The 23018-nt window shown below is 57.1% G+C and carries 20 protein-coding genes and 1 tRNA gene; 7 read left to right on the forward strand and 14 right to left on the reverse strand.

Features of this window, described 5'->3' with window-relative positions; translation table 11 throughout:
* The 4 genes from QZN75_RS04420 to QZN75_RS04435 all read right to left on the reverse strand — a co-directional run bounded on the left by QZN75_RS04420 (position 1) and on the right by QZN75_RS04435 (position 4516).
* On the reverse strand, positions 1–459 hold the full coding sequence (locus QZN75_RS04420; RefSeq protein WP_292425283.1) for a methanogenesis marker 6 protein: 459 nt from the start codon (positions 457–459) through the stop codon (positions 1–3).
* A complete protein-coding gene (locus QZN75_RS04425) occupies positions 456–1982 on the reverse strand; it encodes a methanogenesis marker 3 protein (protein WP_292425286.1) in 1527 nt (508 codons plus the stop codon). The genes QZN75_RS04420 and QZN75_RS04425 overlap by 4 nt, the downstream gene beginning before the upstream one ends.
* A gap of 13 nt (positions 1983–1995) precedes the next feature.
* Entirely contained in the window at positions 1996–3615 is a 1620-nt protein-coding gene (gene atwA / locus QZN75_RS04430; RefSeq protein WP_292425289.1) for a methyl coenzyme M reductase system, component A2, read from the reverse strand.
* A gap of 70 nt (positions 3616–3685) precedes the next feature.
* Positions 3686–4516: an HAD family hydrolase gene (locus QZN75_RS04435; RefSeq protein ID WP_292425291.1), complete on the reverse strand. Its 831-nt coding sequence runs from the start codon at positions 4514–4516 to the stop codon at positions 3686–3688.
* Positions 4517–4575: 59 nt separating this feature from the next.
* On the opposite strand from QZN75_RS04435, the gene QZN75_RS04440 reads away from it, so the two are divergent.
* Together QZN75_RS04440 and dapF are read left to right on the forward strand one after the other, a co-directional pair.
* Positions 4576–5538, forward strand: coding sequence for a ribose 1,5-bisphosphate isomerase (locus QZN75_RS04440; RefSeq protein WP_292425294.1), 963 nt, complete (start codon positions 4576–4578; stop codon positions 5536–5538).
* 140 nt (positions 5539–5678) lie between these two features.
* On the forward strand, positions 5679–6497 hold the full coding sequence (gene dapF / locus QZN75_RS04445; RefSeq protein WP_292425297.1) for a diaminopimelate epimerase: 819 nt from the start codon (positions 5679–5681) through the stop codon (positions 6495–6497).
* 29 nt (positions 6498–6526) lie between these two features.
* Here dapF and QZN75_RS04450 read toward each other — a convergent pair whose 3' ends face one another.
* The 4 genes from QZN75_RS04450 to larC form a co-directional block, all read right to left on the reverse strand.
* Complete coding sequence (locus tag QZN75_RS04450) at positions 6527–7612, reverse strand: radical SAM protein (protein WP_292425299.1); 1086 nt, start codon at positions 7610–7612, stop codon at positions 6527–6529.
* 142 nt (positions 7613–7754) lie between these two features.
* Complete coding sequence (locus QZN75_RS04455) at positions 7755–9839, reverse strand: bifunctional diguanylate cyclase/phosphodiesterase (protein ID WP_292425302.1); 2085 nt, start codon at positions 9837–9839, stop codon at positions 7755–7757.
* A 100-nt stretch (positions 9840–9939) separates the two neighbouring features.
* On the reverse strand, positions 9940–10617 hold the full coding sequence (gene radB / locus QZN75_RS04460) for a DNA repair and recombination protein RadB (RefSeq protein WP_292425305.1): 678 nt from the start codon (positions 10615–10617) through the stop codon (positions 9940–9942).
* Positions 10614–11825 (reverse strand): nickel pincer cofactor biosynthesis protein LarC, encoded by a 1212-nt coding sequence (gene larC / locus QZN75_RS04465; RefSeq protein WP_292425308.1) that lies wholly within the window; start codon positions 11823–11825, stop codon positions 10614–10616. The genes radB and larC overlap by 4 nt, the downstream gene beginning before the upstream one ends.
* A 42-nt stretch (positions 11826–11867) precedes the next feature.
* Between larC and QZN75_RS04470 the strand changes: the two genes are divergently transcribed.
* Complete coding sequence (locus QZN75_RS04470) at positions 11868–14285, forward strand: CDC48 family AAA ATPase (RefSeq protein ID WP_292425311.1); 2418 nt, start codon at positions 11868–11870, stop codon at positions 14283–14285.
* Between the two features lie 189 nt (positions 14286–14474).
* The gene (locus QZN75_RS04475) at positions 14475–15083 is read left to right on the forward strand and encodes a hypothetical protein (protein ID WP_292425314.1); all 609 of its coding nucleotides are present in this window, start codon (positions 14475–14477) and stop codon (positions 15081–15083) included.
* 277 nt (positions 15084–15360) lie between these two features.
* On the opposite strand, the gene QZN75_RS04480 is transcribed toward QZN75_RS04475, so the two are convergent.
* Positions 15361–15693, reverse strand: coding sequence for a 4a-hydroxytetrahydrobiopterin dehydratase (locus QZN75_RS04480; protein WP_292425316.1), 333 nt, complete (start codon positions 15691–15693; stop codon positions 15361–15363).
* A 245-nt stretch (positions 15694–15938) separates the two neighbouring features.
* Between QZN75_RS04480 and QZN75_RS04485 the strand changes: the two genes are divergently transcribed.
* The 3 genes from QZN75_RS04485 (at position 15939) to QZN75_RS04495 (ending at position 18800) form a co-directional block, all read left to right on the forward strand.
* The gene (locus QZN75_RS04485; protein ID WP_292425318.1) at positions 15939–18059 is read left to right on the forward strand and encodes a DEAD/DEAH box helicase; all 2121 of its coding nucleotides are present in this window, start codon (positions 15939–15941) and stop codon (positions 18057–18059) included.
* 103 nt (positions 18060–18162) lie between these two features.
* Positions 18163–18579 carry a plastocyanin/azurin family copper-binding protein gene (locus QZN75_RS04490; protein ID WP_292425321.1) on the forward strand — a complete coding sequence of 139 codons (417 nt, stop codon included), beginning with the start codon at positions 18163–18165 and terminating at the stop codon, positions 18577–18579.
* A gap of 2 nt (positions 18580–18581) precedes the next feature.
* The gene (locus tag QZN75_RS04495) at positions 18582–18800 is read left to right on the forward strand and encodes a hypothetical protein (protein WP_292425324.1); all 219 of its coding nucleotides are present in this window, start codon (positions 18582–18584) and stop codon (positions 18798–18800) included.
* Positions 18801–19597: 797 nt separating this feature from the next.
* Here the strand turns inward: QZN75_RS04495 and QZN75_RS04500 are convergent.
* The 5 genes from QZN75_RS04500 to QZN75_RS04520 form a co-directional block, all read right to left on the reverse strand.
* The gene (locus QZN75_RS04500; protein WP_292425327.1) at positions 19598–19801 is read right to left on the reverse strand and encodes a hypothetical protein; all 204 of its coding nucleotides are present in this window, start codon (positions 19799–19801) and stop codon (positions 19598–19600) included.
* A 215-nt stretch (positions 19802–20016) separates the two neighbouring features.
* Positions 20017–20101 (reverse strand) — tRNA-Ser (locus QZN75_RS04505).
* A 151-nt stretch (positions 20102–20252) separates the two neighbouring features.
* Positions 20253–21851, reverse strand: coding sequence for a thermosome subunit alpha (gene thsA / locus QZN75_RS04510; protein ID WP_292425329.1), 1599 nt, complete (start codon positions 21849–21851; stop codon positions 20253–20255).
* An 83-nt stretch (positions 21852–21934) separates the two neighbouring features.
* Positions 21935–22540 carry an orotate phosphoribosyltransferase-like protein gene (locus QZN75_RS04515; RefSeq protein WP_292425332.1) on the reverse strand — a complete coding sequence of 202 codons (606 nt, stop codon included), beginning with the start codon at positions 22538–22540 and terminating at the stop codon, positions 21935–21937.
* 21 nt (positions 22541–22561) lie between these two features.
* The gene (locus tag QZN75_RS04520; RefSeq protein ID WP_292425335.1) at positions 22562–23017 is read right to left on the reverse strand and encodes an NOB1 family endonuclease; all 456 of its coding nucleotides are present in this window, start codon (positions 23015–23017) and stop codon (positions 22562–22564) included.
* Between the last annotated feature and the right edge of the window lies 1 nt (position 23018).

The raw sequence follows: 23018 nt of genomic DNA on the forward strand, positions 1-23018 counted from the left end.
TCAGGGCTCCTGTGTATCGATCATTTTCTTTAAGGTGTACACGTCAAGCCGGGGGGCGTTCTGCGCACTTTTCGGGGCGGCAATGGCTGCGGCGTCACGGTGGTCGAGCTCTTCGAGCGCGTGGGAGATGTAAGGGAGGATCCCCATTTCGAATTCGATCCCATGGAACCCGGGCCGTGCACCCCCGAGCGTCGCCCGGCACCTTCGGGCGTCTCCCGGGGGAAAGCCCCGGTCCTTGACAAATATATGCGCCGGGTCCATCTTCCGGACTTCGGCAATAACCCGGTCAACATCTTCCTCTTTTCCCATGACGACCAGGCCAAAACAGTTCTCCTTGATCATCACGCCCTTTGCTATCTCGTACGCCCGGATCGCGACATCTGCCGGGGTCACGTTGTATGACTCCACCACCACGTACCGGGTCACGGTCCCGGCGTTTGTCGGAGTGTATTCTGTCACTTCCTCACCTCGCGGATATACACCATATACCGCTCCTTAACGCTCTTTAATTTGTCCGTATCGATCACGCGCCCGATGATATTGGTGCCTTCAAACGGTTCTGAAGTCGGGCCAAATTCCCGGTTCGCCGATAACCGCACCCCCACAAGACCGGCCCCTTTGCGCGAGTCATTGGTGATGGCGAGGGCTGCGCCGGGGACTTCCCTGGTTGGGCAGTTCTCGGGATAGATCTTGATGGTGGTCGGGATCTTCGGCTTGAAGAGGTACACATCATCGAAGACAAAAAACGCCGGCATCATGCCGGCATCGTGCTCCTTTAACCCGGTGATCCGGCGGAATACATCGCAGCTCATGGGGGCCCGTGCATCGTCGAGTTCGATATCGATCACTTGTTCAAACGGCGCTGTTGTCACCGTTGCCGAACGTTCGCTGAGCACGTCCAGCGTCGTGCCCGGTTCCTGCGACACGACAATCCGGTCCGCACCGTCGGTATCAATCGCAAAGGCGATCCCCCGGGCTGCCGCCACCTTTTTTGCCTCCTCAAGCGGCAGGCCCAGGAGATCAATACGTGAAGGCACTATCCGGGTGGAGAGGAGATCGCCTTCTTTTGCAAGTTTTACGAGTTCGATCCCGTGAACGACCTGTCCGACCACGCTGTGGGCCGGGCTGCTCGGGACATCCGCCCGGTAGATGTATACGCCTCCGACTGAAGGCCCTCCGGTGCGCACGGTCACTGTTCCTTCCCGCCGTGGGCGTTTGAACTGGGAGGGTACATCGGTACCGACCAGCCTCTGGTCAAGGATGTGGGTGCTTGTCGCACGCCCGACCGCAAACTTCCCGGACTGGAGGGCGACGAGCAAATGCTCGACACTTCCTGCGGCCTCGGTCGTGATCCGCTCCGGGGTATACCCCTGTGCCAACACTTCGACACGGGTCACAATAAGCATCCCGTCTTCAAGGACGAGATTCGGGTCGGTGGTGGTGAACGACCGGCTTGTATCCGCCCAGCTGATGACCGGCTCGGTTTTGGTCACCCTGTCGCCCGTCGCCCACCGGTCGAGCACGGCCTTCCCGCTCACGACCTGTCCGACCACGCCACCGGACTCATCGGCGCCGTGATCCGCGAGGTGGCGGCTTTTTGAAAAAATAAGGTACGAGGTTTTCGGGTCGTATCCGCCGCAGCCGAGGATCACATTGCCCCGCTCGTAGAGATGGGGTTTCCGGGCCGGGCGGATTTCAGAGGGGAACGGGCCGAACGCCGCCGCGTACCGGTCCGTCCAGTGGAGAACGAGGCTGCCGGCCGCCTCCGGGCGTTCGAGCACATCCACCTCACGGCCGGCCAGTTCGATGGTGATTTCCCCGGTGGTCGTCGTCACCGTGATACTTGCGGTCTTCTCCTGCTCCTGTGTTGCAGGCCGTATAATGGCGACAGCGCACCCGGCAGGCTGGCCCGGAATGAGCGTGGAAAGCGAGCTCCTCTCGCTGATTTCACGGATCTCCCCGTCAAGGTGAACACGGATCATGTGCGCCTCTTTTTCAAGCAGGAGGCTGGCTCTGGCTCATGACCTTGCGCTCATCGTCGGTCAGGTGCGCGAGTACATCGGCGGTTTTCCCCATCTCAACAATCTTTCCGCCCCGCATCAGGGCAAGCCGGTCGCAGATGTCGTGCACGAACTCCATATCGTGCGAGACCACGATGAACGTCTCGTCAATCTCGTCCCGGGAGTGCATGATGGAGTGCTTCACATCGATCTTCGTGATCGGGTCCATGGTACCGGTCGGCTCGTCGAGGATCACGATCTTGGGCTCCCGGATCAAAACCTGCGCAAGGGCGACCCGGTGGCGCTCCCCCTCAGAGAGTTGGGCCGGCATGCGGTCGAGAATCTCTTTGCTCTTTTCTTCGGAGAAACCGGACATCTTTAACGTGACGATCGCCTTTCGCATGGCCAGCTCTTTTGGGAATTCAAGGCCGATCGCATCGGTGAGGTTATCGAGCACTGTCCGGTGCGGGTAGAGGTCGTACTCCTGGTGCAAAAGGCCGATATACTCCTTTGCCCGGCCCCGCTGGTCGATGCCGGGCTTCGTCATGTCCACCCATTCCTCTCCGATCCTGATGTTGATCTCCCCGCTCGTGGGCTCGATGAGGCCGGCGATGATTCGCGAGAGCGTTGTTTTTCCCGCCCCGCTCTTTCCTATGATGCCGAATATCTCCTTTGTATACACATCGAAACTGACGCCGTTAACGGCTTTGACGACTCCCCGGTCGACCGATATGTAGCGCTTGACAAGATCCCGTGCCGCCACGATCTTCTCGCCCGCTGCCGTGTGTTCGAAGGTCTCCGTGTCGTCGCAGCCTTTCATGAACTCGACAATCACATCCTTTGGCGCTCCGATCTTTGCGATGGCACCGTCGACGAGCAGAAGGGCACGGCTGGCCACATCCTCGATCACCTGCGAGAAGTGGGAAGTAACCACCATGCCCATATTGTTGGTCTTTGCCGCTTCGGAAAGCACCAAATGGACAATCTTTGCAGTACCGGGGTCAAGCGTGCCGGTCGGTTCGTCGGCAAAGAGCAGAAACGGCTCTTTTGCAAGCTGCCGCGCAAGCACGACCCGCTGCTTTTCGCCTCCCGAGAGGTCGCGGGCGATATGCATCATCCGGTGGGAGAGGCGGACCTGGTCGATAAGGTCTGCCGCACGGTTGATCGCCTCGTCCTGTGGGTAATCGATATCGTCAAGTGCATGAAGGACATTCTCGATCACGCGGTCATCGCCGTACAGGGCAAAAGTCCGCTGGAACATGATCGCGGTACGGCGCATGACCCGGCGTTTTAACGTCTCATCTGCCTCGTTCCAGAGATCCACATCAATTGCCGCAAGCGTGCCACCGCAGTGCGGGCAAGGTTTCCCGGCAGAACTGGCAACGTCCATAAATTCGCAGGAAGGGCAGGCCGAAACATGGTAGATGATCCTGCCGCTCGTGGGTGGCTGTTCCACCCCCCTCATCAGGTGCATCAGTACGGTCTTGCCGGCACCGCTCCTCCCTATAATCCCCATGATCTCCCCTTCTGAGATCTCAAATGAAATATTTTTAAGGGTGTGTGTGCCGTCAAAATCCATACAGATATTGTCGACCGTTATCAGTGGAGCCTTCATAATTCCCTAATTCCCTTGTACCTAATGTTATACTGGTATCATATTACCTTTTATATGATGCACGCTGTCGTCACGATCGGGAAGTGTTGGGACATTTGAGCAGTGCCTGTATGATGGGCAGCACATCTCCGACATGGCTGATCACGTAGTCTGCGGCCCTGAAGAGTTCCTCGGGACGGTCTCCTGCCTGCTGAACGGTCAGGATCGCGGTGTCGGCTTTTTTAAAGGCACCGAGATCGTTGATTCCATCCCCGATCATGACGACCTGGTCGTACTCGTTTTTGAGATCCGAAACGATCTGCGCCTTTACCGAGGGGGTCGCCACCCCGTAGACCCGGTCTCGGGGGATACCGAGATGATCGGCCATGATCTCCAGTTTTGTCGAACGGTCGCCGGACGCGATGAACGTGGGCACGCCCATCCGGTGAAGTATGGTAATAGTCTCCTTTGCCCCTTCAAACGGCCAGCCTCCCACCGTGATGGTGAACTCGATGGATTTGTGTGCCATGTTGAGGATGGCGCCGCTGTTGAGCGAGAGCATGGTCTCGTCCCTGCAGACGCCCCAGACGTTACGGATGCACTCCTGGAGGTCGCCGACATGCGTATGGGTGTCGGTATACAGCATATCCCCGATCTCCTCCGCGGTCGTGATCTTACGGGTGCAGCTGATCCCAAAGCCGATCTGGTTATCTGCGAGATATTTAGAGAGCAGCATGTCGGGCGGGGCCGCGATGATATGCTTGGAATGGACCGGCAGGACAATCAGGACGCGGTCCGGTGACGCGAAGGTGAGCGTCGTAGTTTCGATACCGGGCATGAGCACCTGTCGTGAGACCTCTTTTGCGACCCGGTACGTGTTCAAGAGCGTCCCGGCACTATCGAAAACCACGGCGACTGTCATCGTTTCACCCGGCAATAAGCTCTATGTAGCATCCCCTCTCCATTGAATCATTGAAGCTGATGATCGTATCTGAAACTGCAGACAAGATAAAGAACATGGAGATCCGGGGGGCGGGAAGGATTGCCCGGGCAGTCGCGGAAGCCCTGCGGGACCATGCCCTCACGGTCCGGACCCCGGCGCCGGCTGCGTTCCGGGAGGAGATGGAGCGTGCCGCATCCACGCTCCTTGCCACACGCCCGACCGCTGTTTCCCTGCCTAATACCGTCCACATTGTCATGGCCGATCTCGGGCATGCAAAGACCACGGAAGAGGCCCGGGCCGGCGTGGTTCAACGGGCTGATGAGTTCATCAGGTCATCGCAGCACGCGGTGGAACAGATCGCACAGTTCGGCGCGAGTCACATCCGAGACGGCGATACGATCCTCACCCACTGCAACTCGGAGGCCGCGCTCGGGTGTATCATCGAGGCGCACCGGCAGGGTAAGGAGATCGAGGTCTTTGCAACGGAAGTCCGGCCAAGAAACCAGGGACTCATCACGATTCGGACCTTAAACGATGCGGGCATAAAAACGAATTTCATCGTGGATTCTGCGGTCAGATCCTTCATCAACGATGTCGATCTCGTGATTGTGGGGGCCGACGCGGTAACAGTGAACGGCGCGGTGGTCAACAAGATCGGGACAGCGCAGGTCGCCCACTCCGCCCGCGAGGCCCGGGTAAACATGATAGTCGCTGCTGAGACCTACAAGTTTGCGCCCCGCACGATCCTCGGGGAACTCATCAGGATCGAAGAGCGGCCCGGAAGCGAGGTGCTGCCCGACGAGATCGCCCGGACGCTTCCCCTTGTGACCGTGAGGAACCCGGCTTTTGATGTGACGCCGGCAGAGTATGTCGACCTGATCGTTACCGAGAAGGGGGCGATTCCCCCGCAGATGGCCTATGTCATCATCCGGGATTACCTCGGCTGGGGGATCGACGAGTTCCACACTCCATTCGGGCCGGCGGGTTTCAACTGTGAGTGAGGACATTATTTCCGGTCGTCCTGCCATAGCAGGCCGATGTGTTTATTGATGGAAAGTAAGAGAAAGAATACCGGACGATCCGGGTGAACCGGCATCCCCGGAAAAAAAGAAGAATGCATCGGATCAACAGGGGAAGTGCGATGGAGATACCCTTTACCAAACTGCACGGGAACGGCAACGATTTCGTGCTCATTGATGAGTATGAGAAGATGGTCATCCCCGATGACATGAAGGCGCATTTTGCTGCCCTCTACTGCGACCGGAGGTTCGGGATCGGGGCTGACGGTATCCTGTACCTCTCGAAGTCCGCAACCTCTAGTATTAGGATGCGTATCTTCCAGCCAGATGAAAGTGAGGCCGAGATGTGTGGCAACGGGATCCGGTGCCTTGCCAAGTACGCGTTCGATGCCGGGTACATCGGGGAGACCTGCACGGTCGAAACGCCCGCCGGGGAAGTCGGTGTGGCCCTTGCATATGCCAATGAAGATTTTACCGCGACCATCCGTATGCCCACGCCGAAATTCGAACGACGGGATATCCCGGCCACGGGTGACGGGGAATACCGGGAGCGTATCGGGGAGTTCGATGTCTATGCCGCAAATACCGGCGTCCCCCACGCGGTGATCCTTGTCGATGCGGTTGACAGTATCGACATCACCGCGGCCGCCCCGCCGATCCGCCATCATGCCAGTTTCCTGAACGGCGCAAACGTGAATTTCGTGCAAAAGACCGGCGATGATTCTATCCGGGTGCGGACGTTCGAGCGCGGTGTCGAAGAAGAGACGCTCTCCTGCGGGACCGGTGCGACAGCCTGTGCGGTGATCGTGCGCAAACTCGGCTACATGGGCGATATCGTCCATGTTGAGACCCAGGGGGGCCCGCTCACCATTCACTTCAACGATGGCGTGAAGATGGAAGGCCCGGCCGTCACGGTTTTTTCCGGCGTTATCTCTTATTAATCTCTTTTTGTGGCCCTGTTCTTTAGCACTTAGTGGAATCCTGCGAGGGTCGCCTGCCGGGCCGCGCCGGAAAATGCCAGGTGGGGCAGCGCCCGTTTCAGGCAGGAACCTGGGACGCCAAGATCCCGGGGCGTCCGGATCGTACGGTGTTCCCGGGCCTGGATGATGGCACGAGCGGTGACCGTCCCGATGCCGGGGACATGGACGAGATCGGCAAACGATGCAACGTTCGGATCGACCGGTTCCCGGCCCCGGGCAAGGAGGGCTTTGGGGTCATCGTTCTGGAGCGTGCCACAATCTTCGAGCAGGGGCAGCAGTTCCGTCCTGTTAAAACCGTACTCCCGGATGAGATAGTCCATCTGGTACCAGCGGCGCGAGCGCCAGGCCGGTGTGCTTTCCCGGGAGGCCAGCCGGGTTTTTGGGAGCGCCTTAAATGCTGAGTAATAGATCCGTGAGGGAAGCATCTGTTCGTAGAGCGCAGTGACACAATTGAAGATCTCCCTATCGGTTTCTCCTGCCGCACCGATCACGAGCTGCGTTGTATGATGTCCGGGCGCCGCCTCGGCGATCCAGCCGAGTCGTTTTATGATATCGCCGGCATAGTCCTTTATCCCGGAGAGGGCCCGGAGCCGGCTCTCTCCGGTCGTCTCGACATTGAGGCTTATCCTGTCTGCAAGTTGTGCAGCCTCATTGATGTCAGGCCGTTGTGCCCCGGGCAGGATCTTGAGATGAAGGTACCCTGCATACCCTTCGTTTCTGAGGATCCGGGCGGTCTCAATAAGTTCGCTCATCACGTCATCGGTGTCATACGGAATACCTGAACTGAGAAAGAGGCCCCCGACAAGGTTTTTCCGGTACAGTCCAAAGAATGTTTCTGCCAGTTCGCGGGGGGCAAAAGAGAGTCGTGACCGGTCGACCCGGACAGGACAGTAGGCGCAGTCGTACGAGCAGCTCCCGTGAAGGAGCACCTTGAGCATCCGGTTGCAGCCGCTCGCGTTCTGGTTGTACGTGATGCAGGCACTTGAGGTGAGCATCTGCATACACTCCCCCGGCATACAGACATCGTACTGGCTACCGGAGGTCAGTTTTGCCAGTTTTTCCCCGCACCCGGGCATGTATGCCCGTTTGACAGACGCGGGATTTAAAGAGGCGGCAGGCGAGGAGTGAAAGTGACTGGTATCCCCGGGCATCCGTTCAGTTCAGGGAATCAGTCCGGCATTTTGCAGGCATCCTGGCTGTTTTTATTGCACTCTCCCCTCATTTCCCGGACTGTTTCCTTTCAGTGATATCTTCTACAAGAGCGAGCGTCGAGATGATGCGGCCTTCCCGATCCCTGAGCGGACAGACTGTCAGCGAACCCCAGATCTCGGAGCCATCCTTCCTGACATAACGCTTTTCCGTGCGGTACCTGGCAATACCGCCAGAATAGAGTTTTTTGACCTCAACCATATCCTGATCCAGATGCTCAGGGTGGGTTATATCCGCAAACGTTCTAGTCAGCAGTTCTCCGGCAGTGTACCCCATCATCTCGCAGAACATCCGGTTCACCATGACAAACCGGTAGTCCTTGCCTACTATCGCCATACCGAGTGGGCCGTCCTCAAATATTCTCCGGAACCGGTCCTCACTTTCCAGGAGTGCCTCGGATGTGAGTTTCTGCTCAGTCATATCGATCCCGATGCCCCGTATACCCGTGATCGCGGCATTGTTGATCACCGGTGTGACATACACCTTTATCGGGAACGTGCTCCCGTCACTGCGTATGGCGCTGTATTCAATGGTGGTGGGGAACTGGTCCGGCGGGTTTGACACTGACTGCGCAACGAGGGCTGATACCATTGGCTGATCAGCTGGGCTTATCATCTGCCCTATCGAGAGTCCGCGTTCAAAGTCGGCCGGGATATACCGATACATCGCAAAACTGCCCCGGTTGGCAAAGATCAGATGACCGGAAAGATCGCACTCCCAGACAGACTGGGGCAGGAGATCCGCCAACTCACGGAATTTTCTTTCGCTTTCCACGAGATGCGTCTCTGCCGCCTTTCTTATCGTAATATCCTCGACAATAGAGATCGTTGAAGTGACCCGGTTTTCCCGGTCCCGGATGGGGGTGACGGTGATCGATACCCATATGGCAGTACCGTCTTTTCGCAAGTACCGTTTTTCATCATGGGCAAGGGAGATGTTTCCGGTGTAGAGTTTGTGCAGGTTCTCCAGGGCCTGGCTGATGTCTTCGGGATGCGTCACATCCTCCAATGATTTTCCCAGCAGTTCTTCTGCGGTGTAGCTGAGCATATCGCAGAATCTCCGGTTGACGAGGGTGAACCGGTGCTCCGGATCGATGATCGTCATGCCAAGCGGGCCGTCCTCAAAGGTCCGCCGGAATCGCTGTTCGCTTTCCATGAGCGCATCCTCTGCCTGTTTGCGCCGGGTAATATCACGCGAGACCCCGAAAACCGACCGGATGCCTCCCAGTCCATCGGGGATCGGCACAAGTACGTGGTCGAACCACCGCATCTCCCCGTTCACCGGGATCGGTCCCTCGCTATGGGAGGGAATGCCGGTGATAAAGGCCTGCTCCAGTATTTTCTCCTGCCGGTGCGCCAGTTCGGGCGGAAAGAGGTGCGCCCATCCATTCCCTGTTATCTCCCCAGGAATTTTCCCGAAGATCCCTGCGGCATAGCTGTTGATGTACTCGACCTGGTTGTCCCGGCCGATCATGAAGATCAGGTCGCTCGACGCTTCGGCAAGCACGCGGTACCGCTCCTCGCTCTCCCGCAGCAGCTCGTCCGCCCGCTTTTTCTCGGTAATATCTTCGAGGATGACCGAGACGCCTTTCTGCCCGTTGTCAAGGGCCGTCGGGGCGATTCGGCAGAAGAAGATGATCTCATGGTTTGCGGGGGCGAGTTCACCGCTCCACTCGGTGCCGTTGAGCCCCTCTTTCACCCGCTCCAGAAAACCGGCGAAAAGATCGTCAAATGCCGTCACCATTGGGGTGTATTCAATATTTTTTCCGATCAGGTCATCGGCCGGTGTGGCAAGAAAGTGTGCAAACGTCTCGTTTACAAAAACGATCCTCAGGCTGCTGTCCAGCTGCATGATGAACTCGGAGGAGATCGAGAGCACCGCAGAGATCGGGACGCGATGCGCGAGTGCATAAATCTTGGCCATGCCAAAATGACGCATCTCCACCTGCCCGGAGATAAGTAGTTTGTCGAGGTATCTTCCTGCGGTGTTCCGGTTGATATGGATCTCGCGGACAATGTCGGTGATATTCAGGCCCTGCGGATTTTTCGCCAGGACGTCCTTGATCTGTGCGGTGATCTCCCGGCTTAGAATCATTAAGAGAGTAATATCGGTTCCATGAGATATAATGGTTCAGCATTTCCCACTTGTCAGGGCTCAAGTCACGAGTGTTTCCCCCGGATGGGAAATGCAGGCATTATTCTTTTGCCCGGATCCCGTCCTGCACGATCTCAAACTCGAACGAAGCGCCCTCGGGCCGGGACCGGTGTTTGACGAGCGTTGCCCGCCGCCACCCGGGCGCTTCGAGACGATCCAGCCGGATAATCGCTTTTGAGATGTGTTCGAGTGACATGCCGCCAAGGCCGGCAAACGTGTTCCTCGTGGTGTCCATGTAGACCTGGTTGGTGACAAGCACCGGGAGTTCGTACCGTTTCGCATACCCGAGGAGCTGAAGTATCTGCCGGGTGAGCATCTGCATGGCGTCCCGTCCCTTTTCGAGATCAGTGCGGTAGAGAGCGGTTGCTGAGTCAAGAATGAGCAGCCCGGGCTTGTGCAGCTTGAGGACCTTGTCCGACTCGGCAATCATGCTGCCCTGCTGCTCGAAGTCGACAGGTTCAAAGAGGAAGAGCCGGTCGGCGAGCGCCTCTGTGTCACTGCCTGCGACCTGGCGGAACCGCTCGATCGAGAAGCCTTCGGAATCGATATAGATCACCGATCCCCCCGCCCGCAGGCAGGAGACCGCAGCGATCGTGCAGAGCGTGCTCTTGCCGCTCGCCGGGCCTCCGTAGAACTGGGTGATGGTACGGAGTTCGAGCCCTCCGCCGAGCAGCCGGTCGAGGGCTGCATTTCCGCTGCTCTGCCGGTCGGTCTTCATTTGTCACCCGGGCCTGCATCCTGCCTTTTTTCCCGTACCTGGTTCCACGCCGCGTCCTCAATGGCGCGGAGCACGTCGCGCACCGGCAGATCCAGATCCGCCGCCCAGTCACGTGCGGTATCGAACTCGGCCTTGAGCGTGTAGATGCGTCCGTCCATCCACCCGCACTTCACCGGCAGGCGTTTTTTGTGCCCGCATATCTCCACATCCACGTCTGCCATCGTTCGTTCAGCGACAAACCGGTGGACCACCGGGATGCACCGGATCCCGAGCGTGCCCAGTTCGCGGGCCATGAGCCGTGCAAGGGCAGCACTCGTTTCAGGAAGCGAGATAACGGTTACAAGATATCCCGGACGCCCCTTCTTCATGACGATCGGCGTCGCGCTCGCATCCCGTGCCCCGGCAGCCATGAATCGTGCAAGAGATTCCCCGATTACTTCACCTCTCACGTCATCCACGTTTGTTTCGAGGAGGTCGACCGTATCCTGCGGCAGCGCACCGGTCGTCTCCACCACCATTGCCCGAAGCACGTTCGGGGAATGGGGTGTGTCCCGGCTCCCGGCCCCGTAGCCAACGGCTGTGATCGTATACCCGCCGAGATCGGCCTGATTAAGCGAGGAAAATTCCGCAAGCAGGGCGGCACCTGTCGGTGTGCAGAGTTCTCCCTCATTGCTCCCCTGCATGGAGGTAAGTCCCGATCCTTTGAGGATCGCCACTGTCGCGGGTGCCGGGACCGGGATGGTGCCATGCGATCCGGTGGCCGTACCTGACCCCAGCGCAATCGGTAGCACTGCGATGCCATCGACCCGGAGAGTGGCAAGGGCAGTGCAGGCGCCGATCACGTCTGCGATAGCATCGTCGGCCCCGACTTCGTGGAAGTGGACATGGGCCCCGTGGACTTCTGTTTCTGCCGCGTTGATCCGCGAAAAAACCCGGCGAGCCGTCGCAAGCACTTCGGGAGGCACAACAGGGCTTGCATCATCGAGCCGCTTGAATACCTCGTCAAGCGACCGGTGTACCGGGGTGGCGTGGGTATTCACTTTCGTGGCCCGGATCCCGGCCCGGGTCACGGTTTCAACCGCTGGTTCCGCGACAACGGCCCGCATCGCGGCAGCGACACGTTCCCGATCGGCCCCGCAGTCGAGCAGGGCAGCTGTGATCATGTCACCGGCTGCGCCGTGGAACGGGTCAAAAACAAGGACTCGCATTTACAGTACTTATAAATCCCTGCGTATATGACCTTTAAGGTAATGCCTGAAGCGCAACTGAAGGTCGATTCCGCGTATCCCGGTGACCAAGGCGGGGGAAAAGCGCGACTCGATCCTGAAACCATGCTCCTTCTGAAAATTTCACCAGGGGATCTCGTGGTAATCGAGGGGAAACGCCGGACCGTGGCAAAAGTCTGGCGATCCCTTGTCGAGGACTGGAACCAGCGCAAGATCCGGATCGACAATTTTACCCGGATCAATGCCGGTGTGAGCATCGGGGACACCGTCAAGATATCGACGCTCTCTGAGGAGATCGAGGCAAAAAGGGTCGTGCTCGCTCCCCCAGAAGACCTCCCCAAGAAAATACCGATTGCCAATAACCCGCATGTGATTAACGGCCTCCTGGATTTCCCGGTCGTAAAAAACGATTCGATCCCGATCATGCTGGGCCTGCCGTTTGTCCAGCCGCAGATCGTCGCGTTCAAGGTCGTCGAGATCGAGCCTGAGGAAGCTGTCATCATCACCAAGAATACTTCCATCGAGTTCTCCGACAAGCCGGCCGCTGGATTCGAAGGGGTCAAACGGTTCAGTTACGAGGATATCGGGGGATTAAAGGACGAGCTCCAGCGTCTCCGCGAGACGATCGAGCTGCCCCTCCGGCACCCGGAGCTCTTCCAGAAACTGGGGATCGAGCCGCCCAAGGGTGTGCTGCTCTACGGTCCGCCGGGGACAGGCAAGACGCTGATTGCAAAGGCGGTGGCAAGTGAGAGTGGTGCGCATTTCATCTCGATCGCCGGCCCAGAGGTAATCTCGAAATATTATGGCGAGAGCGAGCAGCGTCTCCGTGAGGTCTTTGAAGAGGCGCGGGAGAACGCCCCCTCGATCATCTTCATTGATGAACTGGATTCCATTGCACCCAGAAGAGAAGATGTAACCGGCGAGGTTGAGCGCCGGGTCGTCGCCCAGCTCCTGACGATGATGGACGGTCTCGAAGAACGCGGGCAGGTTGTCGTTATTGGTGCCACGAACCGTGTCGATGCGATCGATGCGGCCCTGCGCCGGCCCGGACGCTTCGACCGTGAGATCGAGATCGGTGTGCCCGGAGAACCGGATCGGATCGATATCCTGAAGATCCACACCCGGGGTATGCCGCTTGCCGAGGACGTAAACATTGCCACTCTCGCCCAGCAGACCCATGGGTTTGTCGGCGCCGACCTTGCTGCGCTTGCCCGGGAGGCGGCGATCCGTGCCCTGCGCCGGTACATGCCCGATCTCGATCTTGAGAAGGAGGAGATAGACCAGGAAACGCTCGATAAGCTCCGTGTGCTCGCAAGCGACTTCCGGAGCGCCCAGCGGGACGTGGGTCCGAGTGCGATGCGCGAAGTAATGCTCGAAGTCTCGCATGTAAAGTGGGAAGCGGTCGGCGGGCTTGACACGGCAAAGACCGAAGTCCGCGAGGCAGTCGAGTACCCCTTAACCCACCATGACCGGTTCGACGAGCTCGGGATTGTGCCGCCCCGGGGCGTGCTGCTCTATGGTCCACCCGGGACGGGCAAGACGCTGATCGCAAAGGCTGTCGCAAGCGAGAGCGGCGCCAATTTCATCCCGGTACGGGGGCCGCAGCTCCTCTCTAAGTGGGTGGGCGAAAGCGAACGGGCGGTACGCGAGATCTTCAAGAAGGCCCGTCAGGTATCTCCCTCGATCATCTTCTTTGACGAGATCGATGCGCTAGCCCCGGCACGGGGGACCTCAAGCGACTCCCATGTGATCGATAATGTGCTCAACCAGATCTTAACCGAGATGGACGGCCTTGAGGAACTTAAGGACGTCGTGATCATGGGCGCGACCAACCGGCCGGATATCGTCGACCCGGCACTTCTCCGGGCCGGGCGTTTCGACCGGCTCGTCTACATCGGTGAGCCTACGTTAGAGGATCGCAGGAAGATCATCGGCATCCACACGCAGTTCATGCCTCTCGAAGGTTCGGCGCTCGAAGAGATTGTCGGCCTGACCGAAGGGTACAATGAGGACGCGCTCAGCGAACTGGTTGAGAAATTGGGGAAGGATGCAAAAATTACTGCGGACACCGTAAAAGCGGCCATCATGCCGGCGGAAGATGCGGGTGCAGGGATCTCTAAAGGAGCAAGGCGGCGGAGGCTGGTCGACTTAATGTGCGAGAAGAACCTCACGTTCGAAGACCCGGTCCGGGACAAGGACCTTGCGGACCTTGCCCTGATAACCGAGGGATTCGTGGGTGCAGATCTCGAAGCGCTCTGCCGGGAGGCCGGGATGTTTGCGTTGCGGGATGGCGCAACGACGGTGACCCCGCAGCACTTTTCAGACGCCCAGAAAAAGGTTCACCCGACCATGAACGACAACCTGCGGGACTATTACGGCAAGATCCAGCAGCATTTCAAGGGCGGGCTCCCAAAGAAGGTCCAGCCGCCGGAATACCAGTAGTTTCAATAATTTTCCGCCCTTTTTCGATCAGTGCAGCCCTGTGTCCTTGTGTCCCGGAAAATATTCCGTTGCCAAAAATTCCGGGAAAATGCCGTGTTCTGGAGACCTCCAAAAGAAAAATAAGGCAGGGAACATATACGAAACCAGAAATCAGGAAGTTATATACCTGTTCATGACGGTTAATCCACTATGCAGGAAGTCCGGTTAACCCTCAAGAAGCGGGCATTTCCAAGCCAGGGACGGGTGCGTCTCAATATCGCACACCTGCCCGCACTGGGAATCCATGAAGGGGAACACGTAGATCTCATCAATGAAGCCACTAAAAAATCCGTTACAACCTCTGTTATCGCTGACACCATGGTACGGGAAGGGCAGGTCCGCATAAGTGAAGAGGATCTCAAGACGCTTGGTCTTGACGATGACGATGAAGTTCTTGTCAGGAAGTCACTCAAACTGCAGGAAAAACTCTCCAAAGCCGCAGCAGAAACCAACACATCGATTTCTAAAGGTGTTGGCAAACTTGGCAGCGCGGCCAAAAAAACTGCCGATGAGGTGAAAACCGGGGCGGCAAAGACCGCAAACACGGTGAAAAAGGAGACGAAGAAGGCATCGGCGAGTATTGGGAAGGCTGCTGCAAAAACCGCAAATACGGTGAAAAAAGAGACAAAGAAAGCATCGGCGAGTGTTAAGAAGACTGCTGCAAAGACCGCAAATACGGTGAAAAAAGAGACAAAGAAAGCATCGGCGAGTGTTAAGAAGACTGCTGCAAAGACCGCAAAAAAGGGAAAAAAACGGTAAAGAAGGCAACACGTACCGGGGATGATCTGTAACGTGGTCTCTTTTTATGCAGAACCAGACAGGGGCCTCCCGGTTTTTTCACGGTAACGAAAATTTTCTGAAAGGTACACCGGTCGCACCTTAATCTCCCTCTCCGCAGTCTTACGGTACCCTGCCGCCGTCTTCAGATTGTGTCCAGCGGTCAAAAACCGGTGGCTGGAACGGCTGGATGTGCAGACCCATATCTCAATCTCTCCACAAGAATCAACCCGGCCAAAAAAAGTTCCTGCCCGGCCGTTTATTCGTTATACCGTCGCGCGTTGATCTTTGTGGCCATGATAAAATCGTTTAAGGTCAGGCCGCCGGCCGGGTACGTGTAATACCCGACATCCACGAATTTTCCTTCCCGCATAGCAAGATCCGGGATGTGCCCCTCTTCGGTAGATATCGTCAGCACATCGTTTAAAAATTCGATGGACGTCTCACTGTCCTCGAACGTGAACGTGCGCTTTAAGTGCCCGTTATCAAGCGACCAGCCAGGCACCTCTTTTAAAAGTTCGACCGTATCCTTCCGTGTGAGCGGCGGCGAGCCGGGCTTGTATGTTGAGCATTTCTTCTGCGCGAGTTCCATAGTTATCTAGTCCGCCCCGTAACCAAAAAAGGTTTTCTTAAAAAAAAGTGCAGGAATTGTTCTTTTTTTTACCGGCCGGTGAAGGTGGGCTAGGTGGTATCTCCTGCCCGGACCGGCTCCGGAGGACAAGCAGCACAACGAACGAGAGCGGCAGGACTCCCCAAAAGACCATAATACGCACGGCACAATGAAGTACTACGAACAGGCCATCGGTATTTTCCAACCTGCACGAGTCCCTCCGTGCCGTGCTTGCTGAACGGCTGGGCTGGTGCGAACTCCGCGAGGTGCAGGAACAGGCGTATACGGCAATACGCGGGGGAAACGACGTACTTATCATCGCACCGACTGCAGGGGGAAAATCCGAGGCCGCCCTGATACCGGTGCTGGATGATATCCTGAAGTCCGGCACGAAGGGGGTAGCCTGCCTTTACCTCTCGCCTTTGAAGGCGCTCATCAACGACCAGGAGGAACGCATCGCCGCATTCTGCCGGCCCACCGGCCTTTCCGTGACAAAGTGGCACGGCGACGTTCCGAAAGGCGAACGGGGATGGAACGTGGACGAAGCACCGCAGTTCCTGCTGATCACACCCGAGTCGCTCGAAGTGCTCCTGCATGAAAAGGGGCATGGCGCCGACCTTGCAAACCTGCGGTACGTCATCGTGGACGAACTGCACGCGTTCGTGGAGTCGGAGCGGGGAGTCCACGTAAAAATCCTTCTCGACCGGCTCGACCGGATCGCCCGGGCCCCGCTCCAGCGGATCGGGCTCTCGGCGACGGTCGGGAACCCGGACGAGATCCTCGCGTGGTTCTCGGGCGGCCGCCATCCCCGAAGGCTCGTTGCCGTCCCTGCGCCGGCAACGGCAAAAAAGTTCCGTTTTGTCATTGAGCCCGACCCGGCCCGAAGGATCGACGCTCTGTCCGGGCTTGTTGCCGGGGAAAAAGCGCTCGTCTTTGTCAACAGCAGGAGCATGGCAGAAGCGATCGTGCAGGAAGCATCCGGCCGGATAAAAAACCTGCACATCCACCACTCTTCGGTCCCGCCCGCCAAAAAAAAGGCGGCCGAGGAAGCGTTCCACAGCGGGGAGGGGGCGTGCATTATCTGCACGAGCACGCTGGAGCTGGGGATCGATATCGGGGACCTGGATATCGTAGTGCAGGTCGGCCCGCCGGACTCGGTCTCCTCGTTCCTGCAGCGGATGGGCCGGAGCGGCCGGCGGGAACAGGCCGCATTTATCGCTTGGCTCCTTTCCAATCCGGCGGAACTCCTCACCAGCTGCGCGGTGATCGAATGCGCCATGGAAAAAAAGGTTGAACCTCTCCTGCCGCTGGAAAAACCGTATAACGTGCTCGTTCAGCAGATCTTCCTCTACGTCCTCTCTGCATCCAGGGCCGGCCGGAGTACGATTGCCCGCGATCTCCTTACGTTCTCCGCATTTGCGCACCTCTCCGCTGGTGACGTGGATCGAATTCTCGATCATCTTGTCTCTGCCGGCTATCTTGCCGCTGACGGCGAGATGCTGATGCCTGGTGCGGAAGCGGAACGGGTGTTCGGGCGATCGAATTACCGGGAACTGTACTCGGTGATCAGCGGGGGGAACGAGTACCGGGCGGTGACACCGGATGGCGAGGTGGTGGGCAGCCTCGATGCCCGGTTTGCCAACCGTTCTGACCCGGGGGAATTTGCGCTCGGGGGGGAAACCTGGTCGGTGGTCAAGTGCGACGAGAGCCACAACCTCGTGGTAGTGGTGCCGGGCGGGAACGGCGGGGGTACATCTAGGGTTTTCTGGACTGCGGGCGAGGAGGCCGCGCTCTCGCCGGTGATCTGCGGTGCAGTGCAGCGGATCGTTGCCCGGGGCGGGACCGCCCTGCCGCTTGGGGAAGGGGAGATGGAGGCCCTTAATGCGGCGCTTCACACTCTTCCCACCGGGATTGGCGGGCAGGGTATCTTTGTCCGGGAGGAACGGGGAAACAGCGGAAAGGAGGTGGTCGTGTACTCCTTTTACGGCAGCCGGTTCAACCGGGTGCTGGCGTATTTCATAAAAAGCCTGCTCGGCCGGGTTCAGGTCAGGTATGATGATTATCGGGTGCGGGTTATGCGGGCCGGAAAGATCGGTGCCGCCGTGAAGGTGGCAGAAGCGATCCGTGATATCCCGGCAATCCCCGCCGAAGAAATTGCGGGGCTCCTCCCGCTGCCCTCTTTTCAGTCATGGAAATTTGCTGCAGCGCTCACGGCGCTGGATTTCCAAGCGATGGTGCTTGCGGATTATTACCATATCGGGGAGTTTACGAAAACCCTTGTGCAGGTACCGGTCATCCTCATGCCGGATGCAGAGCCAGGCGCGACAAAGGCGGATGCCGGGGAGTGAGTGCCCCCATCTGGGCGGGTGTAATGGTATCATACCCGCTCCCGGATCTTTAAAGAAGCAGGGCTGTACATATCATTAGAGAGAAAATGAGGAGGGTTCCCTGATGAAACACATTCTTCTTCTCTGTATGGCAGTCATTTTTCTCCTGCTCATGGCAGGATGTACCCAGACTGCGCAGCAGGGTCAGCCTGCTGCCACAACAACACCTGCACCGGTGAATACCGTGACGATCTCTGCACCTGTAGCGACAACGACCGCCTCGGTCTCGGACAATACAGTCCTCATACAGAATATGGTGTATAACCCGGCGCAGATCACGGTGAAGGCCGGCGAGATCGTGCGGTGGGTTAACAAGGACAAGGTTGTGCACTCGGTCGTGTTTTCCAAGGACTCAAAGATTGATCCGTCCGGTCCGCTATCAGCCAGCCAGTCGTTCTCCGTGAAATTTTACGACACCGGCGTTTATACTTATTCCTGCGGCATACATCCCCAGATGCAGGGCTCTGTGGTTGTGATCTGACGATGCTGCAGGAAATCTCTTTTTACCCGATCTTTGGCAAACCGCTCATCATGTACCTGGGGATCCTGACGCTCACAGGTTTTCTTGTTACCGCTCTCGTTGCCATCATGAACCGGCGCGGCATCCATGCGATCCCCTTTGCTTGGCACCCCCGGCTTGCGGTGTTCTCCATCGCGTGTGCGGTTATCCACGGGACGCTTGGCGTCCTGATGTTCTTTTGAATTTTTTTGGCTCTGTTGAAACGCACATGAACGGGAGTTCACACCTGAAGCATGAAAATCGAATACCCGGTTTTTGTTTTGGTGAGATTGGTTAACCCAACTTTGTTGATTTTCATGAGAAATCCTCCCCAGTTCAGAGATACCCGCTGTTAATTATTTTAAAAGGTTGCAATGCGTGGAACTTGATTTGAGGGTTTCAACAAAACCTTTTTTGGTTCTTTGTGGGATTCCATAGTTTCTGTCGGTATATTTAATGTACCCATCAGACCCCCCACCCAATCAGCACCAGACTGGCTCCGGGTACTTATGCCGTTTTGTCCTCCATAATCGTATTTCTATGACTATAGTTTTCCTGCACAAGACTTGTGAGGTTTCACAAAGTTCGTAGAAATTTAGGGATCTTTTTAGTAATGTACCCATGCGACCCCTCCATGACCTCGCGGGAAAAAAGACTTTCTGGGGAAATTTCACAACGTTAATTTCGCTTGAAATTATAGTATGGTGGCATGGGGGGGTCGGGCAGGTACATTGATGGATAAGCGGAGGGGGGTTTGTGAACCCGGGGAATTTACCCGGCCCAGATCCGGGTTCACTGCAGATTGTCACACAAAACGCCAGCGTCAGTCTTTTTCTCACGAACTCTTCTTTGAGGTTTAGCACTTCCCAGAACGGAGAGATGCGCAGGTGTCTACCCAATCCCGAAAAAACTGGCAGGATGACGGATGAAACGATTGACGCCCGGTTAAAGAGAATTTTTCCGCTCAAAGGCGGCCGTGCAAAAAAGGATCCCGGGCCGGTCAGTAGCCGGCCACCCGGAGTAACGCACCGACGATGATACCGAACATGGACGAGGATGCCGACATCAGCCCGAGCAGGATATACCCGGCCACCACCCCAATCTTTAATGACGTATAGGTACGGTTGATGTTGAGGCGCCGTACCGTACGGAAGGATCTGACATCAGCTGAGATCTTCGGTTTGTTCTTCTTGATCCGGAACATGGTCTTCACCTTAAGGATCGATCATGGGAATACGGCAATCGTACGGGATGCCCGCAGGTATGTTATACTACGAACAGGGTATATTTAGAATTTTTTACATTTCGGGGAGAGGAAAATCCTCTGAAATATGGGATTTAATTACAATCGGAGACTAGATGTGCCGATTTGTTTAATTTTTCCGAGAACAAACCAAAAAAAAGAAAGGGGATTGTTTACGCCGAGGGGGAGATTTGAACTCCCGAGGCGCAGAGCGCCAGTAGCTTTCGAGGCTACCGCCTTCCCGGACTAGACTACCTCGGCACCCGGTTCAGATCATTTTCTTTGCGATTCCACTAATAGTTATCTGATTTCCATCGCACCGCACGAATCTGGTGTGTTAAGAAGGACATGGCGTCCCGGGTGCAGATACGTATCACAAACAACAAAAAAGGTCAGGTATTCTTGTCCGGGCTTATGCCATGGGCGGCATGCCCGGGGCTCTCTTGGACTGCGTGATCATCATGTCGTCGACACGGATCAGCATGATGGCAGTCTCGGAAGCGCTCTGGATGGACTGGCGCTTTGACCGGAGAGGTTCGAGTACTCCCTCGGCCTGCATATCGATAACCTCACCCGTAAAGACGTTGAGGCCGGCCGTCTTCTTTCCCTTCGCATGGGCGTTCTTAAGTGCGACCAGCTTGTCGATCGAGTTGTACCCGGAGTTCTCGGCAAGGGTTCGGGGGATGGTCTCAAAGGCCGTCGCGTATCCCTCGATAGCGAGCTGGACCCGGCCCCCGACAGTCTCGGCATAATCCCGGATCTTCATCAAAAGTTCGGTCTCGACCGCGCCGCCTCCGACAACGTAGGTGCCGTCTTCGATCGCGTCCATGACCACGCGGGTACCGTCGACCACGGCCCGTTCGAGCTCATCGAGAAGGTAGTCGCTCGTGCCCCGTACGAGGATGGTGATGGTCTTGGGGTTCTTGCAGCCGGAGATACGTGTGATATCGATATCGCTGTCCTCTTCGACAGCCTCGGCGTGGCCGAGATCCTTTGCGGTCAGGTCCTCAGGCTTATTGACAATATTTGCATTCAGCGCCCGGGCGGCATACTTGAGGTCCTTTTCCGGGACATCTTCAACGGCATAAATGCCGTTCTTTGCAAGGAAGAACTGGACCGGGTCTGCGATGCCCTTCTGGCAGAGCACCACATTCGCGCCGGCATTCATGATGGCATCGGCAAGTTTCTTTAATGTCGCCCGCTCCTGCTCGGAGAAGGCTGAAATCTGGTCGGCCGTCGTGATCTTGATCTTCGCCTTCACCTGCGTCTTTGTGATCTCCATCGGAGTTGCAATGAGTGCAACTTTGGCATTCGTGACCTTCTTTGGCATGCCCTCGCTTATACGCTTTTTGTCAAGGACAATCCCTCTGACGAGCTCGGCGTCGTCCATCGACTTGCCCTTCTGCTTCTTGATCATCACATCGTCTTCATCGGCAAGGTACTTTCCGTCGACCTTTTCTGCGATGGTCATCACCGCATCAACGATGATGCCGTCCAGTTTTCCCTTGACCGATTCGATCGACTTGCCGGTGATCGCGGTATCGGCAATCTTCACGAGCGTCTTCCTGTCCTTCGGGTCGACCTTGAAGGAGAGGGAGTCTGTGATCTCAAGGGCCTTCTGCATACCCAGCCGGTATCCCTGTGCGATCACGGTCGGGTGAATGCCCTGCTCCAGCAGATGCTCTGCCTGCTCCATTAACGAGCCGGCAATAACGACTGCCGTGGTGGTTCCGTCCCCGACCTCGTCGTCCTGAGTCTTTGCCACTTCGATGACCATCTTTGCGCCGGGGTGCTGGACCGAGATTTCCTGTAATATTGTCGCCCCGTCATTGGTGATGACAATGTCGCCGGTAGAACCTACGAGCATCTTGTCCATACCCCGGGGACCAAGCGTTGTCCGGACCGCACCGGCGATTGCCTTTGCGGCCATAATATTCGAGCGCTGGGCCTCCTTGCCCGTGTTACGCTCCACGTTGTCTTTTAGGATGATAATTGGTTGACCTGATAACATGTGTGATCCTCTAGTGCTGTAAAAGGTGGAATTGAACTTCTATATATACCATTCCCTTGCGGGGTCTGCAGAAAAATAATTGGTTAATCAATACGGGATATTTTGAAGAGCGAATAGACCGGGACGCCATCTATATCCTTGATGCCGCGCTTATCGAAGATCACCCAGATCGCAACCGGGACCGCCCCGTGTTTCTTGAGGTACTTGACGACCTCCCTCATCGTATTGCCCGAGGTGATAACGTCATCGACAATGATGCAGCGTTCATCGGCGACAGAAGCAAAGTTCCCGCTGATCGACCCGATCGGGTGCTCGCTCGCATTCTGCTTTGAAGGATGGTAGATCGCAAGCTGTGTCGCCTCCTGAACTGAGATAATCGTTGCAAGCGGGATGCCGGAGAGAGCGATACCCACAATGACATCTGCGGCTGGTGATGCCGGGTCTTTCTGCGCAGTATAATACCGGTTCAGCAGCATCTGGGCGATCCCGTCCAGCAGCGGAGCCTGGCTGCTCACCGCAGTCCAGTCGATATGCACGTCCTTTGGTGCGGCCGTGCCTCCTTTTGCCTGGGTCAGGAGCCAGGTCACCGTTTCCATGGAGAGCGAGAGCTCATCTGCAATCTGGCCGGGGCTGTGCCCCTCGGATAACAGCACTTTTGCCCGGGCGATCAGATCGTCAAGGGAAGACATGCAAAAAAGATTTGTGGTAATCTATTTAAGTTTTCGTTTAATATTTGAGCCGCAGACCGGGCATTCCCCGTCGGTTTTGAAATAGCGGCCGCAGCCGCTGCACCGGTATTTCCACGCGATCTTTTTTGCCGCCCGCTGCCGGAGCGGCTGCACGGCAATCCTCATACCTGCGGCCACGTTCTGGATCGCAAAGTCATCCGTGAAGATGGTGGCCCCGAGTTCTCCGGCAAGGGCGATCACGTCACAGTCAGTGCCGGAGATCACCGGAAGGTCCCCGGACTTCCTGGCTGCCTCCCTCACCCGTGCGAGATCCTGCCCCGCGGGAGACCGGACGGTGAGCCCGGCGGCGACGAGCAGATCGTACCGGCATTTACTCTTGAGATCCACCAGTTCCGCGACCACGGATGGCGTCGTGTAGCACACACCGGTGACCGGGTAATCCGTAAAAAAAACCGTGGAATCGAGGACGCACTTCATG

Origin of the sequence: Methanoregula sp. (assembly GCF_003170075.1) — an archaeon.
Taxonomy (GTDB): Archaea; Halobacteriota; Methanomicrobia; order Methanomicrobiales; family Methanospirillaceae; genus Methanoregula.

Bases quoted from the DNA above. Each gene is read 5' to 3' on its own strand.
- QZN75_RS04425 (WP_292425286.1), bottom strand. From the start codon at position 1,982: ATGATCCGTGTTCACCTTGACGGGGAGATCCGTGAAATCAGCGAGAGG.
- atwA (WP_292425289.1), bottom strand. From the start codon at position 3,615: ATGAAGGCTCCACTGATAACGGTCGACAATATCTGTATGGATTTTGAC.
- QZN75_RS04435 (WP_292425291.1), bottom strand. From the start codon at position 4,516: ATGACAGTCGCCGTGGTTTTCGATAGTGCCGGGACGCTCTTGAACACG.
- QZN75_RS04440 (WP_292425294.1), top strand. From the start codon at position 4,576: ATGATCGTATCTGAAACTGCAGACAAGATAAAGAACATGGAGATCCGG.
- dapF (WP_292425297.1), top strand. From the start codon at position 5,679: ATGGAGATACCCTTTACCAAACTGCACGGGAACGGCAACGATTTCGTG.
- QZN75_RS04450 (WP_292425299.1), bottom strand. From the start codon at position 7,612: ATGCCCGGGTGCGGGGAAAAACTGGCAAAACTGACCTCCGGTAGCCAG.
- QZN75_RS04455 (WP_292425302.1), bottom strand. From the start codon at position 9,839: ATGATTCTAAGCCGGGAGATCACCGCACAGATCAAGGACGTCCTGGCG.
- radB (WP_292425305.1), bottom strand. From the start codon at position 10,617: ATGAAGACCGACCGGCAGAGCAGCGGAAATGCAGCCCTCGACCGGCTG.
- larC (WP_292425308.1), bottom strand. From the start codon at position 11,825: ATGCGAGTCCTTGTTTTTGACCCGTTCCACGGCGCAGCCGGTGACATG.
- QZN75_RS04470 (WP_292425311.1), top strand. From the start codon at position 11,868: ATGCCTGAAGCGCAACTGAAGGTCGATTCCGCGTATCCCGGTGACCAA.
- QZN75_RS04475 (WP_292425314.1), top strand. From the start codon at position 14,475: ATGCAGGAAGTCCGGTTAACCCTCAAGAAGCGGGCATTTCCAAGCCAG.
- QZN75_RS04480 (WP_292425316.1), bottom strand. From the start codon at position 15,693: ATGGAACTCGCGCAGAAGAAATGCTCAACATACAAGCCCGGCTCGCCG.
- QZN75_RS04490 (WP_292425321.1), top strand. From the start codon at position 18,163: ATGAAACACATTCTTCTTCTCTGTATGGCAGTCATTTTTCTCCTGCTC.
- QZN75_RS04495 (WP_292425324.1), top strand. From the start codon at position 18,582: ATGCTGCAGGAAATCTCTTTTTACCCGATCTTTGGCAAACCGCTCATC.
- QZN75_RS04500 (WP_292425327.1), bottom strand. From the start codon at position 19,801: ATGTTCCGGATCAAGAAGAACAAACCGAAGATCTCAGCTGATGTCAGA.
- thsA (WP_292425329.1), bottom strand. From the start codon at position 21,851: ATGTTATCAGGTCAACCAATTATCATCCTAAAAGACAACGTGGAGCGT.
- QZN75_RS04515 (WP_292425332.1), bottom strand. From the start codon at position 22,540: ATGTCTTCCCTTGACGATCTGATCGCCCGGGCAAAAGTGCTGTTATCC.
- QZN75_RS04520 (WP_292425335.1), bottom strand. From the start codon at position 23,017: ATGAAGTGCGTCCTCGATTCCACGGTTTTTTTTACGGATTACCCGGTC.